16 protein-coding genes are annotated in these 16,613 nt (G+C 62.6%); 8 read left to right on the top strand and 8 right to left on the bottom strand.

Features of this window, described 5'->3' with window-relative positions; all coding sequences use genetic code 11:
• The 4 genes from NCT03_RS06195 to tsaB are packed head-to-tail and all read right to left on the bottom strand — an operon-like array spanning position 1 to position 3,626.
• Complete coding sequence (locus NCT03_RS06195; RefSeq protein ID WP_250492258.1) at positions 1–1,221, bottom strand: DUF1853 family protein; 1,221 nt, start codon at positions 1,219–1,221, stop codon at positions 1–3.
• The gene (locus tag NCT03_RS06190) at positions 1,221–2,363 is read right to left on the bottom strand and encodes a uracil-DNA glycosylase (protein ID WP_250492257.1); all 1,143 of its coding nucleotides are present in this window, start codon (positions 2,361–2,363) and stop codon (positions 1,221–1,223) included. The genes NCT03_RS06195 and NCT03_RS06190 overlap by 1 nt, the downstream gene beginning before the upstream one ends.
• Positions 2,350–2,844, bottom strand: a complete 495-nt coding sequence (gene rimI, locus NCT03_RS06185; RefSeq protein ID WP_250492256.1) for a ribosomal protein S18-alanine N-acetyltransferase — start codon at positions 2,842–2,844, stop codon at positions 2,350–2,352. Before rimI ends, NCT03_RS06190 begins: the two co-directional genes overlap by 14 nt.
• Entirely contained in the window at positions 2,841–3,626 is a 786-nt protein-coding gene (tsaB, locus tag NCT03_RS06180; RefSeq protein WP_250492255.1) for a tRNA (adenosine(37)-N6)-threonylcarbamoyltransferase complex dimerization subunit type 1 TsaB, read from the bottom strand. Before tsaB ends, rimI begins: the two co-directional genes overlap by 4 nt.
• A gap of 175 nt (positions 3,627–3,801) precedes the next feature.
• Between tsaB and NCT03_RS06175 the strand changes: the two genes are divergently transcribed.
• From NCT03_RS06175 to aceA, 3 genes are all read left to right on the top strand, one after another.
• Positions 3,802–4,071: an acyl-CoA-binding protein gene (locus NCT03_RS06175; protein WP_250492254.1), complete on the top strand. Its 270-nt coding sequence runs from the start codon at positions 3,802–3,804 to the stop codon at positions 4,069–4,071.
• A gap of 467 nt (positions 4,072–4,538) precedes the next feature.
• On the top strand, positions 4,539–6,185 hold the full coding sequence (locus tag NCT03_RS06170; RefSeq protein WP_244827731.1) for a DEAD/DEAH box helicase: 1,647 nt from the start codon (positions 4,539–4,541) through the stop codon (positions 6,183–6,185).
• Positions 6,186–6,569: 384 nt separating this feature from the next.
• Positions 6,570–7,877, top strand: a complete 1,308-nt coding sequence (gene aceA, locus NCT03_RS06165) for an isocitrate lyase (RefSeq protein WP_244827730.1) — start codon at positions 6,570–6,572, stop codon at positions 7,875–7,877.
• An 85-nt stretch (positions 7,878–7,962) separates the two neighbouring features.
• Here the strand turns inward: aceA and NCT03_RS06160 are convergent, their stop codons facing one another.
• Complete coding sequence (locus NCT03_RS06160; protein ID WP_244827729.1) at positions 7,963–8,397, bottom strand: universal stress protein; 435 nt, start codon at positions 8,395–8,397, stop codon at positions 7,963–7,965.
• 67 nt (positions 8,398–8,464) lie between these two features.
• Entirely contained in the window at positions 8,465–9,367 is a 903-nt protein-coding gene (locus tag NCT03_RS06155; RefSeq protein WP_244827728.1) for a LysR family transcriptional regulator, read from the bottom strand.
• A gap of 138 nt (positions 9,368–9,505) precedes the next feature.
• Here NCT03_RS06155 and NCT03_RS06150 point away from each other — a divergent pair, with 138 nt between their 5' ends.
• The 3 genes from NCT03_RS06150 (at position 9,506) to NCT03_RS06140 (ending at position 12,373) form a co-directional block, all read left to right on the top strand.
• Positions 9,506–10,273 (top strand): haloacid dehalogenase type II, encoded by a 768-nt coding sequence (locus NCT03_RS06150; RefSeq protein ID WP_250492253.1) that lies wholly within the window; start codon positions 9,506–9,508, stop codon positions 10,271–10,273.
• A gap of 55 nt (positions 10,274–10,328) precedes the next feature.
• On the top strand, positions 10,329–11,945 hold the full coding sequence (gene aceB, locus NCT03_RS06145; protein WP_250464451.1) for a malate synthase A: 1,617 nt from the start codon (positions 10,329–10,331) through the stop codon (positions 11,943–11,945).
• Between the two features lie 167 nt (positions 11,946–12,112).
• Positions 12,113–12,373 (top strand): DNA-binding protein, encoded by a 261-nt coding sequence (locus NCT03_RS06140; protein ID WP_244828011.1) that lies wholly within the window; start codon positions 12,113–12,115, stop codon positions 12,371–12,373.
• Between the two features lie 39 nt (positions 12,374–12,412).
• On the opposite strand, the gene NCT03_RS06135 is transcribed toward NCT03_RS06140, so the two are convergent.
• Positions 12,413–12,703, bottom strand: a complete 291-nt coding sequence (locus NCT03_RS06135) for a putative quinol monooxygenase (protein ID WP_244827725.1) — start codon at positions 12,701–12,703, stop codon at positions 12,413–12,415.
• A gap of 457 nt (positions 12,704–13,160) precedes the next feature.
• On the bottom strand, positions 13,161–14,354 hold the full coding sequence (gene bamC, locus NCT03_RS06130; RefSeq protein ID WP_250492252.1) for an NlpB/DapX family lipoprotein: 1,194 nt from the start codon (positions 14,352–14,354) through the stop codon (positions 13,161–13,163).
• A gap of 456 nt (positions 14,355–14,810) precedes the next feature.
• Between bamC and NCT03_RS06125 the strand changes: the two genes are divergently transcribed.
• Positions 14,811–15,284 (top strand): DUF2844 domain-containing protein, encoded by a 474-nt coding sequence (locus NCT03_RS06125; protein ID WP_250492251.1) that lies wholly within the window; start codon positions 14,811–14,813, stop codon positions 15,282–15,284.
• A gap of 14 nt (positions 15,285–15,298) precedes the next feature.
• The gene (locus NCT03_RS06120; RefSeq protein ID WP_250492250.1) at positions 15,299–16,600 is read left to right on the top strand and encodes a DUF3443 domain-containing protein; all 1,302 of its coding nucleotides are present in this window, start codon (positions 15,299–15,301) and stop codon (positions 16,598–16,600) included.
• The last annotated feature ends 13 nt before the right edge of the window (positions 16,601–16,613 follow it).

The raw sequence follows: 16,613 nt of genomic DNA, 5'->3' as shown, positions 1-16,613 counted from the left end.
CTATAACCGCGCCGCCGCGAAAATTCGCGCGCGCTCCGGCCAGTCGTCCGGCACGATAAAGCCGCGCGATTCCTCGCTCCAGTTGCCCGCTTCATCGCGTCGATAAGCCGCGATCATCGTCGGCATGGCAATCTCTTGCAGACGCGCATGAATCACCGATGCCTCGGCCAACAACGCGTCAGCATCGTCTGCGCGGAGCCGCCGCGAAGCCAGCCACGCGAGTCGTGGCTGCACGATCCACGCGCGCTCATCGCAGGCATTGCTTGCCGTGCCACGCTTCTCGCGCCAGTCGGATGCCGTCATCCACCAGCCGCGCAAATGCTGCTCGCCGATTTCAGGCGCGCTCGCGACGCCTTCATCGCGATAAAAGAGACGCCCCTTGATGAACAAGCGCGGCTCCCACGGTCCTTCGTAACCCAGCGCGATGAACTCAGGGCGCGCCGTCAGCGTGGACTGATGCGTCAGCAAGCGCGCATGTTTCAGATCGAAGCGATCCTGCAAGTTCGGTCCCACGTAGTCGGAAAGTCGTGAACTTGGCGACGCGGCGTCAGCGCCGACGTTTTGCGCGGCGCGTTCACCGACGATGCGATCCGGCAGACGCGCGCCTGACGACGCGTCGATATCGACACTGCCTTGCGCGGCGCGTTCACCGACGAAGCGATCCGGCAGACGCGCACCGGACGGCGCGTCGATATCGCCACCGCCTTGCGCGGCGCGTTCACCGACGAAGCGTTCCGGCAGACGCGCACCGGACGGCGCGTCGATCTCGCCACCGCCTTGCGCGACAGGTTTGCCGATATGCAGATAAAACTTCACCGCGAGTTCCCAATGCAGCCGCGCGCCGTCCGCCGTTTCGAGCAGAAAATCGCATTCGCCGATGGTGCGACGCTGGCGCCGTATCTGCACGTTCGCGGCGATCAGGCGCGCCGCCGGCCCGTGCGCCAGGAAGAATTCCAGCAGGCTTTCCGCATAGATGCCGAGCCGCGTGCTCTTTGGGTTGCGCGTGTGGGCGTGGAGCGCGTCGGGCGCGGCATCGAGTTCGGCGAGCCACGCGAGCGTCGTTCGCCGCATTGCTTCCGAGTCGAAGGGATGAGCGAGCCGCGCGCCCGCATGATGCTCGTCGAGCAGGTCCGGCGAGAGTAGCAGCCACGCCAGATCCCGCACCGTCGTGTCGCCGAAACCATCGACGATGCGCGCGAAATCCGGCGATGGCGCCGACATCAGCGGCCGCCCTTTCGTCCTTCCTGCGCGCCCGCCTCGACGCCGAGCGCGGCGAGCGCATCCCGGTACGTGCCGCGCGCGAGGCACAGATCCGCCCAGGCCTTGGCCTTGTCGGGCAGGCTGCGCAGCAGATACGCGGGGTGATACGTGACCACCACCGGCACGCCGCGATATTCATGCACGCGGCCGCGCATCGACGCGATGCTTTCGTCTGTCTTGAGAAGACTCTGCGCCGCGAAGCGCCCGAGCGCGACGATGATTTTCGGCTTCACGAGCTCGACCTGACGTTGCAGATAAGGCTCGCAGCGCGCGACTTCCTCGGGTTCCGGATTGCGATTGCCGGGCGGACGGCACTTCAACACGTTGGTGATGAAGACGTTCGACTCGCGCGACAGTTCGAGCGCGCGCAGCATGTTGTCGAGCAGCTTGCCGGCCTGGCCGACGAACGGTTCGCCTTCCTTGTCCTCGTTCTCGCCGGGCGCCTCGCCGATGAGCAGCCAATCCGCTTCGCGGTCGCCAACGCCGAACACCGTGTTGGTGCGGCGCTCGCACAGGCGGCAACGTTCGCAACCGGCAACGCGCGCGGCGAGCGTGTCCCAATCGAGCGTATGGATGTCGCTCGGGGCGTCGGCTGCGGCGGGCGACGGTGCGTAAAACGGCGCATCGTCGGTCCACGGGAGATCGTCGTAGGCTTCGAAAGGGGCTTCGTGGTCTTGAGGCGGCCTTGGTTCGCGATCGGCGCGAGTGACGGCTTCGGCTTCGGATTCGCGTGTGCGCGGTTGGTGGGCCGAAGCCTCAGGCGATGCGTCTTGCGCAAGACCTTCAGGCGCTTGGTTCGGCAGCGAATCGCGCGAGGTTGGGCTCGCCACATCTCCCCGACGCGTCGCTGATGCATCGTGTGGATTGGCCGCCGGAAGAGGCGTCAACCGCGCCTCCGATGTTTTCGAAGCCAACGATGCCGCCTTATCCGCATCCGGACTTGCCACTTCGCCACGCGACGAACGCGAAAGCCGCGCCTCGACTGCAACTTCCGATGGCAACGTCAAGGAAGCCGAAGACGCGCCACCCGCGTCGCTCACCCGCCGCCGCACCCACACCGGCCCGAAGCCGAGTTCTTCCACAAGCAGATCATCGAGCGCCATGCGCACTCTCCTTCGGAAACGACAGACGCATGACGATTGCGTCCTCGCGCGAACGGTGCCGCGCGGGATAATAATTTTTCCGGCGCCCGATGGCCACGAAGCCAAAGCGCTCGTAAAGCTGAATGGCACGCGGGTTCGACGGCCGCACTTCGAGCAACACGCCTTCGAGCTTTTCCGTGCGCGTGATGCGCACCGCCTCGCGCAACAGCGTGAGCCCCGCTCCAGCGCGCTGCGCACTCGGCGCGACGCACAGGTTGAGCAGATGCATTTCATCGACGACCGGCATCAGCACGCAATAGCCGATGAGCGAGCCCGTCACATGCCGCAAGCACACGCCGTAATAACCATTGCGCAACGAGTCCTGAAAATTGCCGCGGCTCCACGGAAACTCGTACGCCATCTTTTCGACGGCGGCGACTTCGTCGAGATCGGCCTCGGTCATCGGCGTCAGATACCGGTCCGCCAGCAGCACGCCGCTCACCGCAGCGCCCCCTCGTCCGATGCGGCGCGCGCCTGCATGCGCTCCGCCGTCGTCTGCGCCACCTTGTCGCGGATATAGTCGGGGGCGGCGAGTTCAGGTGCAATCGCCCGTCCCGCGCGCCATTCGCGAAGCGCGATCAGCGCGACGGGAAGCGCGTGCGGCAAGGCATGACGATCGACGACCGTCGCGGCTGAAAGCGCGGGAAAACGTTCGCCAAAAGCCGTTGCGGCGTTGCCCGCGAGCGCAAAGGGGACATCGGGAAGCGGTACGGCCGCCGGTGCATCGAGCGATGCGGGATGCAGCGTGCGCCATGCGCCCGTTGCATCGTCGAACTCGAAGTCGGCCCAGTAGACTTCGTCCATGCGTGCATCGAGTGCGACGAGCACGCGCGCTGGCAGCGCTGCGTCGTGCAGGCGCGCCGCTTGTGCGCATGCGAAGAGCGTGCTCACGGGCACGACCGGCACGTTCAAGCCGAACGCCAAACCCTGCGCGACGCCTGTCGCGGTGCGCAATCCCGTGAAGGAGCCCGGACCCGCGCCGAACGCGATCGCCGAACATTCGGCAAGCGTGACGCCAGCGTCCTCGCACAACTCGCGCACCGCGGGCAGCAGCCGCGTGCTGGATACCGCGCCCGTCGCCTCGTGGCGATACCAGACGCGTAGGTCGTCGTGTACGTATTGCGGGGCGACGGTATCGGAAGGAGACGAGGAATTGGCGAGCAAGAGCGCAACGGAGCAGAACTCCGTCGAGGTATCGAGGGCGAGCAGAACGGTGCGTGTCATAGCCGGTATTGTAATGCGGGACCCGCGACGCTTTCGCGCCATCTGAATCGGCGCGACGCGTTTTCGACGATGCGTGGTCTCTGGAGGCTTCGCTCGGTTCGAAGAAAACCTCGACCCATTCGGGAGAATGCGCTTGCTAAGATCGGCAGCCCAAAGACTCGCAGGAGAACCGCGCATGACCGAGATCGATCAGCAATTCGCCCAGGCGCAGAATGATGTCACGCAGTTGACCGAGCGCCCCGGCAATCTCACGCTGCTGCGCCTGTATGCGCTATTCAAGCAAGGCAGTCTCGGCGACGTTCAAGGCGACAAGCCAGGCTTCACCGATATCGCCGGCAAGTACAAGTACGAAGCCTGGGCCGCGCTCAAAGGCACACCCGCCGACGACGCCAAGCGGCGTTACGTGGAATTGGTCTATTCGCTCAGACGCGGCGACGCTGACTAATTCACGAACCAAGTATGCCGGCGCGCTTTAATGCCCGAAATTGGCGCGCAGGTGCTTCATCATGTGGCGCGGTGCAACAAACTACGATATACTAGCGGTCAGCGCTTGACTGTAAGTTGCATCACCCGAGAAAGACCCAAGCAAGATCGGTGATCCTCCGAGCAACAAAGCGTTTCGTAGCGTTTTGCCCCAATCCAGTTTAGAAACTGTCCCCTCCCTGCCAGGCCGTCTGCGTGTTGTATTAGCGCGTTGTGTTGTTCGCATCTATCGGCCCGTCATGCATCAGGCTGACGTCAGCGCCCCTCGGGTCTGCCGTATCCTATACAGCTTCTAAAAAGATTCTCGCCGCGTATGCGTGCGAGTGGCCCCCGTTTTTCGATTTGCTCGCTGTTTCTTCGCTCGCTGAATCCAACGACCTGGGTATGCCGATTGGCGCCGACGCCTCATTTCCCGTTTCAAGGATCGACATGACTTCGAGCATTACCCCCAGCCCGTTGGACAACATCGCAGCACAAGCACTAGACCTCCCCGCAGCACCCGCAGTACAAGCCGTGGCACAACCCGAAGGCCCGACGTTCGAGTCGCTTGGCCTGTCCGCCGACATCGTCTCCGCGCTGACCGCCGCAGGCTATCAGTCGCCGACGCCGGTTCAGCAGCGCGCGATTCCCGCAGCGCTCGCCGGCCGCGATCTGCTCGTCTCCAGCCCGACCGGTTCGGGCAAGACGGCCGCGTTCATGCTGCCCGCCATCGAAAAATTCGCGCAAATGGAGAAGCTCCAGGCGCAGCAACCGCGCGCCCCGCGTGACCCGAATGCCAAGCCGGTGCGCCGTCAGCAACCCGTCGCGCGCCCGCGTCTGCTCGTGCTCACGCCGACCCGCGAACTCGCCATGCAGGTTTCCGCTGCCGCGACGACCTATGGTCGTCATCTGAAGCGTCTGCGCACGGTCAGCATTCTCGGCGGCGTGGCTTACGGCCAGCAATTGATGCTGCTTGCGAAGAACCCTGAGATTCTCGTCGCCACACCGGGTCGTTTGATCGATCACCTTGAACGTGGCCGTATCGACCTGTCGACTCTCGACATGCTCGTGCTCGACGAAGCCGACCGCATGCTGGACATGGGCTTCATCGACGACATCGAAACGATCGTTGCCGCCACGCCGGCTTCGCGTCAGACGCTGCTGTTCTCGGCCACCATCGACGGCAAGATCGCTTCGCTCACCGGCCGTCTGTTGAAGGACCCTGAGCGCATCGAGATCGTTCAGAAGCTCGAAGCGCGCGACAACATCGCGCAACACGTGCATTACGTCGATGACCGCGATCACAAGGATCGTCTGCTCGACCATCTGCTGCGCGACGAAGGCCTCGATCAGGCAATCGTCTTCACGGCAACCAAGAGCGACGCGGACCTGATCGCCAACCGTCTGTCGGACGCTGGCTTCGATTCCGCCGCATTGCACGGCGACCTGCCGCAAGGCGCACGCAATCGCACGATCCGCGCGCTGCGCGAAAAGCGCGTTCGCGTGTTGGTCGCGACCGACGTGGCTGCACGCGGTATCGACATTCCCGGCATTACGCACGTGTTCAACTACGATCTGCCGAAGTTCGCGGAAGACTACGTGCACCGTATCGGCCGCACGGGTCGCGCAGGCCGCAGCGGCATCGCGGTGAGCCTCGTGCATTACGCTGAAATCGGCGCGCTGAAGCGTATCGAGCGCTTCGTGCGTTCGCCGCTGCCGGTGAACGTCGTGGTCGGCTTCGAGCCGCGCAAGTCGCCGCCTAAGGGTGGTTTCGGTGGCGGCGCTGGCGGCCGTGGTCGTCCGGGTGGCGGCAATGGCGGCGGTCGTCGCTTCGGCAGCGGCGGTGGCAATGGCGGCAGCGGTAACGGCGGTGGCCGTGGCTACGGCGCATCCAACGCCAGCGGCTACGGTAACAAGCCGAGCACCGGTTCGCGCGAAGGCGGTTATCGCGGTGAAGGCGGCGGCTATCGCGGCGCCAACGCCGGCGGCAGCGAAGGCGGTTATCGTGGTGGTTCGCGCGATGGCGGTTTCGGTGGCCAGCGCGACGGTTTCGCCCGTCGCAGCGATGGTCCGCGCGCCCCGCGCCGCGGCAGCTAAGCCCCGATCGCTTAAAGGGCAGAGCGGCTATAAAAGCCCTTTGCCCGATTGCACAAAAAAAACCGATGCCTCGCGCGTCGGTTTTTTTTGTCCGCTCGCCATATTTCACGATGTGCAATGATCTTTTGCGTCGCAAAAGATGTGCTGCGCGGCACAACGTCGGGCGTTGCAAGATGGAAAATCGTATTCCGCATCGTGGAAATATTGCTCCATCTCATTGTATTATAACGAAAATTATTATCCGAAAATCTCTCTGCAGGGACTGTGTTGCGTGCGGCAATTTGCCTAGACTCTTATATAAGAGTTGAGCAAACGAAACCGCCGACGTCGGCGCACGAAGCTCAAACCGCCAAGGAACTCAGTTCAATCTCAAGGAGAAACGCCATGACCTCACGTCAACAGCAAGCCCAACAACTCCATCAGGAATGGGAAACGGATTCGCGCTGGAAAGGTGTCAAGCGCAGCTATTCAGCGGAGGACGTGGTGCGTCTGCGCGGCTCCGTGCCGGTCGAGCACACGCTCGCGCGGCGTGGCGCTGAAAAGCTGTGGGCGTCGATTCATGAAGAGCCGTTCGTCAACGCGCTTGGCGCATTGACTGGCAATCAGGCGATGCAGCAGGTGAAAGCCGGCCTCAAGGCCATCTACCTGTCCGGCTGGCAAGTCGCGGGCGATGCCAATGTCGCGGGCGAGATGTATCCGGATCAGTCGTTGTATCCGGCGAACTCGGTGCCCCTCGTCGTGAAGCGCATCAACAACACGCTTACGCGCGCCGATCAGATTCAATGGTCCGAAGGCAAGAATCCGGGCGATGCCGGCTACGTCGATTACTTCGCGCCGATCGTCGCGGATGCCGAAGCCGGTTTCGGCGGCGTGCTCAACGCCTTCGAACTGATGAAGGCGATGATCGAAGCCGGCGCCGCGGGCGTGCACTTCGAGGACCAGTTGGCGTCGGTGAAAAAGTGCGGCCACATGGGCGGCAAGGTGTTGGTGCCCACGCGTGAGAACGTCGCGAAGCTGACGGCCGCGCGTCTCGCCGCCGACGTCTGCGGCACGCCGACGCTCGTCATTGCGCGCACGGATGCCGAAGCCGCCGATCTCGTCACGTCCGACATCGACGACAACGACAAGCCGTTCCTGACCGGCGAGCGCACCGTGGAGGGCTTCTATCGCACGCGTCCGGGGCTGGATCAGGCAGTGTCGCGCGGCCTTGCCTACGCCCCGTATGCGGACCTCGTATGGTGCGAAACCGGCAAGCCGGACCTGGAATACGCGAAGAAATTCGCCGAAGCCATCCACAAGCAGTTCCCGGGCAAGATGCTCTCGTACAACTGCTCGCCGTCGTTCAACTGGAAGAAGAATCTGGACGACGCGACCATCGCCAAGTTCCAGCGCGAACTCGGCGCAATGGGCTATAAGTTCCAGTTCATCACGCTCGCGGGTTTCCACGCGCTGAACTACTCGATGTTCAACCTCGCGCACGGCTACGCCCGCTCGCAGATGAGCGCCTTCGTCGAACTGCAGCAGGCCGAATTCGCTGCCGCCGACAAGGGTTTCACGGCGGTCAAGCATCAACGCGAAGTGGGCACTGGCTATTTCGATGCCGTCACGCAAACGGTCGAACGCGACGCATCGACGACCGCGCTGCATGGATCGACGGAAGACGAGCAGTTCTTCGACAAAAAGGTCGCGTAAAAGCGGCAGGCTGAATCAGGGAGCGCAGTGAAACCGACGGCGGCCGTGGCGACATGGCCGCCGTTTTTCATTTCACCGTGACCTGTCACCGATAGACGATGACCGGAATCTTGGTATGCGTAAGCACGCGCTGTGTCTCGCTGCCGATCAGGAGACTGCCGAGCCCGCGTCTGCCGTGCGAGGCCATCAGGATCACGTCGCAGCCGTTGCCCTCCGCCGCCTCGATGATGCCGATATACGGCGCCGCGTCGATGCTCGTCACGCTGTCGCACGCCACGCCTGCCGCGATCGCCGCGCGTTCGACGGCGCGCAGATGATCGCGGGCTTCGCGTTCGGCGCGCGTGTGGAAGTCGTCGGGTGGTTCGACGGCGACATCGGCGAAAGGCGAATAAGGGTATTGCGGCAGGCACGCGTAAGCCGTGATGCGTGCGCCAACGGATTGCGCGAGGTCGATCGCGCCGTCGATGGCCTTTTGCGACAGTTCGGAACCGTCCGTCGGCACAAGGATGTGTTTGAACATGGCGTCCTCCTTCGGGCGTCGGTGCGTGTTTTCATTCTAGTGCCGCAAACGCGCGATCAAGGGCGGTTCATCCCCAGTATCCCGAAGCGTTATACGTATGCTTGAGCAGATCGAGAAAAAGACGCACGCGCAACGGCAAGTGCCGGCGTTGCGGAAAAACGGCGTGGATGCCGATAGGCGGCGCGGCGAACGCATCGAGCACGCTCTCGAGGCGTCCCGCGCCGATATCGTCGCCCACCTCCCACCACGACCGCCACGCGAGCCCGCGCCCTTCCATGCACCACTCGTGCAGCACGGCGCCGTCCGAGCACTCCATCGTGCCGGAGACTTTGATCGTCACTACCTTGCCATCTTGCTGAAACACCCAGCCGCGCTGCTGATTCGCCGATGCCCCAAGCGCGAGACAGTTGTGATGCGCAAGCGCCGCGAGGTCCGCGGGTTCGCCGAATTTCGCGAGATAGTCGGGCGACGCCACGCACACGCGCCGGTTCTCGCCAAGTTTGAGCGACACGAGCGACGAATCCGGCAACTCGCCGAGACGCACGGCGCAATCGAAGCCTTCGTTGACGAGATCGACCATGCGGTCGGTGAGATCGAGGCTCACGGAAACGTCCGGATGCAGCGTCGTAAATTTCGGCACGAGCGGCGCGACGTGACGCCGCCCGAAGCCCGCCGGCGCCGACACGCGCAGATGCCCGCTCGCCTTCACGCCGCCCGCCGACACGCTCGATTCCGCGTTCTGCATGTCGTTGATGATGCGCTGGCAGTCTTCGAGGAACGCCGAGCCTTCGAACGTCAGCGTGATCTTGCGCGTCGTGCGCACGAGCAGCTTGACGCCGAGCCGTTCTTCCAGCGCGTCGAGCCGCCTGCCGATCACCGCGGGCGCGATGCCTTCCGCCTGCGCCGCCGCCGACAAGCTGCCTTTTGCCGCGACGGCCGCGAACGTCTCAATCTGCTTGAATCGATCCATGCGTTTTTTTCGTCAAATGCGGGACTCGCGCTCAGATTAGGTATTAAAAAGTAAAAGATCAAGTGATCCGGCGATGCTTTTTCCTTCACTACGATCACCAATACAATCCAACCCGACCTCTACATGGAGCGCACGGCTATGTCGGCCATAACGACACACCCATCTCCTCGCGCAGTGATTTTCGACGCCTACGGCACGCTCTTCGACGTTCACTCGGTCGTCTCGGTGGCCGAGCAACTGTTTCCCGGCAAGGGCGAGCCGCTCTCGCAGCTCTGGCGGCAAAAGCAGATCGAATACACGCAGTTGCGCACGCTCGCCGATCCGTCGGGTAGCCATTACGCGCCGTTCTGGGACATCACGATCGATGCCCTGCGCCACGCCGCCGCCCGCCTCGGTCTTGCCGATGCGCTCACCAGCGCCGCCGAGAAGCGTCTGATGGACGAATACGCCTGCCTGTCCGCGTTCCCCGATACCGTGACCGCGCTCAAACAATGGCGCGAGCGCGCAGGCATTCCCCTCGCGATCCTGTCCAACGGCAATCCGCCGATGCTCGATATCGCCATCAAAAGCGCGGGCATGACGGGACTCTTCGACCACGTGCTTTCCGTCGATGCGGTGCGCGCCTACAAGCCCGCCGCCGCCGCGTACGAACTCGGCACGCGCGCTTTCGGCGTGGCGGCGCGCGAGATCGTGTTCGTGTCGTCGAACGGCTGGGATATCGCGGGCGCGACCTGGTTCGGCTACACGACGTTCTGGATCAATCGCGCCGGCTTGCCGGTGGAAGAACTCGGGCTCGCGCCACGTGCAACGGGACGCGGCATGGCCGAACTGATCGAATTCATCGAAGGTGGATGCAAGCCACAGGACATTCCCTTACGTGGTGCGCGCCGGGCGCCGCGCAACTGATTTACCGCTTTACCGCTACAAGCAAAACCGTCTGACCGACCAAGGAGATTTGAACATGACGCAGACATCGCAATCGCATCCGCTCTCGTTGCCCGAAGGCATGCGCATCGCGGCCGAGATCAAGCCGGGCTTCGAAACCGTCCTCACGCCCGAGGCGCTCGCGCTCGTTGCATCGCTGCATCGCCGTTTCGAGCCGCGTCGCCGCGAACTGCTCGCCGCGCGGATCGACCGTACCCGGCGGCTCGATGCAGGCGAGCGTCCCGACTTCCTCGCATCGACCGAATCGATTCGCGCAGGCGACTGGAAAGTGGCGCCGTTGCCGAAGGACCTGCAATGCCGTCGTGTGGAGATCACCGGTCCGGTCGAGCGCAAGATGATCATCAACGCGCTCAACTCCGGCGCGGATTCGTACATGACCGACTTCGAGGATTCAAACGCGCCGAGTTGGGACAACCAGATCACCGGCCAGCTCAATCTGATGGAGGCCGTGCGCCGCACCATCTCGCTCGAACAGAACGGCAAGTCATACAAGCTCAACGACCAGGTCGCCACGTTGATCGTGCGTCCGCGCGGCTGGCATCTGGATGAGAAACACGTGACGGTCGATGGCGAGCGCGTCTCGGGCGGCATCTTCGACTTCGCGCTGTTCCTGTATCACAACGCGAAGGAACTGATCGCGCGCGGCAGCGGCCCCTACTTCTATCTGCCGAAGATGGAGAGCCATCTCGAAGCGCGTCTGTGGAACGACATCTTCATCGCGGCGCAGGAAAGCGTGGGCATTGCGCGCGGGACGATTCGCGCGACCGTGCTGGTCGAAACCATTCTCGCGGCCTTTGAAATGGACGAGATTCTGTACGAACTGCGCGAACATAGCTCCGGCCTGAACGCAGGCCGCTGGGATTACATCTTTTCCGCGATCAAGAAGTTCAAGAACGATCCAAACTTCTGCCTCGCCGATCGCGCCAAGATCACGATGACCGTGCCCTTCATGCGCGCGTATGCGCTCGAATTGCTGAAGACGTGCCACAAGCGCAATGCGCCGGCTATCGGCGGCATGGCGGCGCTGATTCCGATCAAGAACGATCCTGCCGCGAACGAAAAAGCGATGGGCGGCGTACGTTCCGACAAGGCGCGCGATGCCACCGACGGTTACGACGGCGGCTGGGTCGCGCATCCGGGACTCGTGCCCATTGCGATGGAAGAATTCGTGAAAGTGCTCGGCGACAAGCCGAATCAGATCGCGAAGCAACGTGACGACGTACAGGTGAGCTCACACGATCTGCTCGATTTCCGTCCCGAAGAGCCAATCACCGAAGCCGGTTTGCGCAATAACGTGAACGTGGGCATTCACTATCTCGGTTCGTGGCTCGCGGGCAATGGCTGCGTGCCGATCCATAATCTGATGGAAGATGCCGCGACCGCCGAGATTTCGCGTTCGCAAGTGTGGCAGTGGATTCGTTCGCCGAAGGGCAAGCTCGACGATGGCCGCAAGGTCACGGCAGCGATGGTGCGGGAGATCACCATCGACGAACTCGAGAAGGTCAAGCAGTTGGTCGGCGGCGCGGGCAGCGATACCAAGCCTTACGAACGCGCGGCCAAGATCTTCGAAGAGATGTCGACTTCGGCGCAGTTCACCGAATTTTTGACCCTGCCGCTTTACGAGGCGATCTGACCCGCGAAGGTTGAGTCGTTCATCGCGAACGTGCATTGCGAACAAACGGCCTGCGGGCCGTTTGTTCATTGAGACGTGGCGAACGAATCGCGCATGGCGTGTGCTACATTGCGCATCGTCTTTTTAACGATTCAACCGTGGAGCGCACTGACCGTGCGAACGACAGCATGAGCAATATCCAGCTCGATATCGAATGGACCGAGGCGGCATCGCGCAAAATCGAGAAACTGATGCCGCGCAACGCCAGCAAGGACGCCTATCTGGCACTGCCGCCGGTCGAATGTCTGCCGATGGAAGGCGATGTGCTTTTCCTCGGGCCGTCAGGCAAACAGCAACCGTTTATCGTGGCCGAGCGTCAATATCATCACGACGGCGATGCGGACTGGACCATCATTCTGATCCTCGACGTCCCGCACGAAACGCACTAACGACCCAACGGCATCCGCGCCGTTCATTCACGCCGCAGTTCAGAGAATCTTGCCTGCGACGTGAACCTCGCCGTGCTCGGCCAGTTCCGGCGACTTGGCGCGAAACGCCTGGATATGCGCGGACTTGCCGTGCTCGGCGAGTGCCTCTTCGCTTTCCCAACGCTCGACGAAGATGAAGCGGCGCGGTTCCTTCACATCGCGATGCAAGTCGTATTGCAACGCGCCGCGTTCCTTGCGAGTCGGCTCGACATTCGCTTCGAGCACTTTCCTGAGTTCCTCTTCCTTGCCTGGCTTCGCGACAAAAATAGCGACGACTGCGACTTCCGACATAAGTGTTCTCCTCGTTTCAATGTTGGGATGGAACGCGAAGCATAACCGCGCGCGGCGCACTCTGCCGTTTTCGATCCACAAAGAAAAAACCCGCGTTCCGAATGAAACGCGGGTAAAAACCGTCGCCCTACGAGGATAGGCGACGGGGCCATCGGGGTTCGCGAGAACGCGAACCATTATTCGTTTGTCCTGTACCGGCGCTTCGCGGTGCCGTGTTCGCCGATGACGTAATGTACTGTCCACTCGGTCGTTTTCTATAAGCTTTTGCGCACATAGCGCGATAGAAAGAATCCTCTGCGCAATAAGCGCGGAACGCTCGCATATGCGTTCAATCGCACGACCGATTTTTTCGCTATCGGCTTAACTTGTCGCGCCGAGAAAGGTTGACGAAAAAAAACCGCCTCGATGACGAGGCGGTTTGCACACGATGAGAGCCCGAAGGCTGCGAACGCGATGTTCAGCCGATCTGACCGGCCAACAAGGCCATGATCTGACGCGCTTGCGGCGACGAATCGAGCTGACCTTTGTCGTCGACGATTGCGACGCGTGTTTGCTGTTCGGTGACCGCGCGCACGTTGACCTGATATTGCTTCGCGACCATTTCCTTGCGGCCGTGGAACACTTGGCTCCAAAAGCCCTGCTCGGCCGATGTCTTGTCGTTCGGATCGACGTAACGCACATAGTAGACGCCACGGCCACGGTCGCGATCGTCCACGGTGAAGTTCGCCCGATCCAGCGCGATGCCCACGCGCAGCCACGCGCGGTCGTAGGCTTCGGGCAGGGTCAGCTCCGATGTCGTGGCTTCGGGTACGGCTTCGTTGCGAATGGGGCTGTTGCCTGCGTTGGCCGCGTTCTGCGCGGCAACCGATGCAGCCTTCTTGTCGCCAGTCTTGGCGCTCGCCGCCGCGGCGGTCGCGCCCGGCAAAGACGTGCCGCCCGCTTGACGCGTGTCCGCGTTGGTAAGCGAAGTCATCAAACGGCGCAGGTATTCGTTTTCAAGCGCGGGGTCGTTCGGACGCGCCTGCCACTGGCTCGTGTCGTTGTTTACGCCGGTCAACGCTTCACGCATGCCCTTCTGGCTGATGAACACGTACGTGCCGCCGTTGGGCGCCGCTTCGAGACGCGTGCGGTATTTGTTGCGCTCGGCCGTGACATAGGAATTGCCCGTGGCCTTGGAGAGCGTGTCGCGAATCAGGCCATCTGAAATTTGCGGATGCGTTTCGTTCCAGTCGGTTTCCATCACGCCTTTATCGCGTTGATCGACGACGAGCAAGAAGCCCTGCTCTTGCCAGAACCGGCGGATCTGCGGCCAGACCTGATCGGGCGCGCGGTCGTCGACGACGAGCCAGCGCTCGGCGCCATCGCGCTGAATGCGCATGCCCGTGATTGGCGGCACCACCGTGGGCGCGGTGGGTGCGACCTTCTGGACTTGCTGCAGATCGGAAAGGGATGTCTGCCCGCCCTGTGGCGGCAGCGAACGTTGATCGACGGCTTCGTCGAGCAGGTTCGGCGGATTCGCGAGGGTTTCCTGCTTGGAGCGCTGATCGCTCTTGTAGTTAATCGCGTTAGGTGAAGACGTGCCGCAACCCGCCACGATTCCTGCCACTGCGACGACCGCAGCAACCCGCCTGGTTACACGAAAATCTGTCATGTCTGGAAAGTCCTTCCGCAACGCCACGGGTTCTTCCGTGGATCAACCCAGCATTTTACCGGTCTGGCGGTGTCTCTGGCAAAAAGAGGCCGGTTTCGTTTTCCGCGACGCTCGTCGCGATATTGATCCACGGAAACTGGATGCTTTTTGTCGCCGAGATTTGTTGGCAATTCGCCATCGGCAGCGAATGCGCTTTTGTTGCGGTCAAAAGGCATGGATGCACCCATGCCATTAGATCGTCTTCGCCTCGAAATGACAATTTATGACAGTCTCAAAAATAGGCAATCTGGCTTTTCGAGCTTCGTAACGTACTGATTTTCAAAGCACCACACCCTTCTTTCCAAGGCTTTTCGCGGTTTTCGAATGCCTCGGGCCACGGTATCGCCCATCCCCTTCTTCCCTCTAGAATCGCTCTCAAAATTAAGAATTATCTGAGTGAAACTGAGAGAGGAACACGTGACTACGCCAAGACATACGCTAAGAAATCCTCATTACCTCGCGGCGGCTTGCATCGCGCTCGGCGGATCGATGGCCGCGCCTGCACAAGCGCAACTCGGCGCGATAGCGCGCAGCGCCGTATTTTCGTCAGGTATCGTCGCGCATCGATCGACGCACGGCCTGCTCGATTACGTCGAAACGACGGACGCGAACGGCATCGTCGTGCGCGAATACGTCGCGGCCAGCGGCGCCGTGTACGCAATCTCCTGGCGCGGACCGGCCATGCCCGACACAGAAGCGCTGCTCGGCGCGTACTTTCAGCGCTTCAAGGACGGCGCGAACGCTTCGTCGGGCGATGCCGGTCTGCACGCGACGCGCATCGCGAATGGCGATCTCGTCGTCGAAAATCACGTGCGGCTGCGTGAGTTCAGTGGCCGCGCATGGCTCGTGAGCGCGCTGCCAGCTGGCGTATCCACCGCCGATATTCAATGACGATGGAGGCACGCATGCCTATTCGCACGCATCTCACGCTTCTTCTCGTCACCGCACTGGCCTTGACCGCATGCGGCGGTGGCGGCGGTTCCGACAGCGCCACGCCGGCACCCGCGGCACCTGCACAAGCCAGCGCGCCCGCGACGGCCAGCGCGCCGGGCACGGCAAGCGCCGCCAGCAGCGCCAGCGCGGCATCCGCACCGAGCGCCGACTCCACCACCGTCGTGCAATCGACCACGCCGAACGTGCAGACCATCACCGTCACCAGCACGCCAACTCGCACGCGCAACATGCTGCAGACGAGCGTCACTATCTGCGTGCCGGGCACGAATACTTGCCAGACCATCGACAACATCCAGGTCGATACCGGCTCGCACGGGCTGCGCGTGCTGGCGTCGGCGCTGAACTCGCAAATCGCGCTGCCGCTCGTCGCGGCAAGCGGTTCGAACGGGATCGTCGCCGAATGCTCGGTGTTTGGCACCGGCTACACATGGGGCGCCGTGCGCACCGCCGATGTGCGGCTCGCTGGCCAAGTCGCGGGGGCAACCTCCGTGCAGTTGATCGCCGATGCATCGACGCCCACGGCGCCCGCCGATTGCGCACAGTCCGGCCTGCCGATGCTCGACGCATCGAAGCTGCGCGGCAACGGCATTCTCGGCGTCGGTCCGTTCACCGCCGATTGCGGCGCGGGCTGCGCCGCCTCCGCCATGCCGCGCTGGTACTACACCTGCAACACGGGCGGCGGTTGCACGGCGAGCAGCTTGCCGGTTGCGCAGCAGGTGACCAATCCGGTCGCCAACTTCGCCGCCGACAACAACGGCGTGCTGATCGAACTCCCCGCCATTCCAGCCGCAGGCGCATCCGCGGTCACGGGGACGATGACCTTCGGCATCGGTTCGCAGGCGAACAATCTACTCGGCTCGGCGACAGTGTTGAAATCGAGTTCGTCTTCCGGCTATGTGTCGACGAGCTTCGGCGGCAGTCAGTATGGGACGAGCTTCATCGACAGCGGATCGAATGGGTTGTTCTTCCCTTCGACGAGCATCACGACATGCGGCGCGTGGTATTGCCCGGCGGCGACGCAAGCCTTGAGCGCGACCGTGCGTTCGACGAGCGGCATCACGACCGACGTCTCGTTCAGCGTCGCGCAATCGACCACGTTGATCGCAAGCGGCAATTTTGCGTTCAGCAATCTCGCCGGACCGTCGAGCGGATACTTTGACTGGGGCTTGCCATTCTTCTTTGGTAGACGCGTGTTCACGGCGCTCGAAGGACGCGCGACGCCCGCAGGAAACGGGCCGTATTACGCGTTCTAAAAAGCGAGGGCCG

This window comes from Caballeronia sp. GAWG1-1, from assembly GCF_023631465.1.
Classification (GTDB): Bacteria; Pseudomonadota; Gammaproteobacteria; order Burkholderiales; family Burkholderiaceae; genus Caballeronia.
Note: the sequence above shows the minus strand (reverse complement) of the source record. Positions and strands in the feature narration are given on the sequence as shown.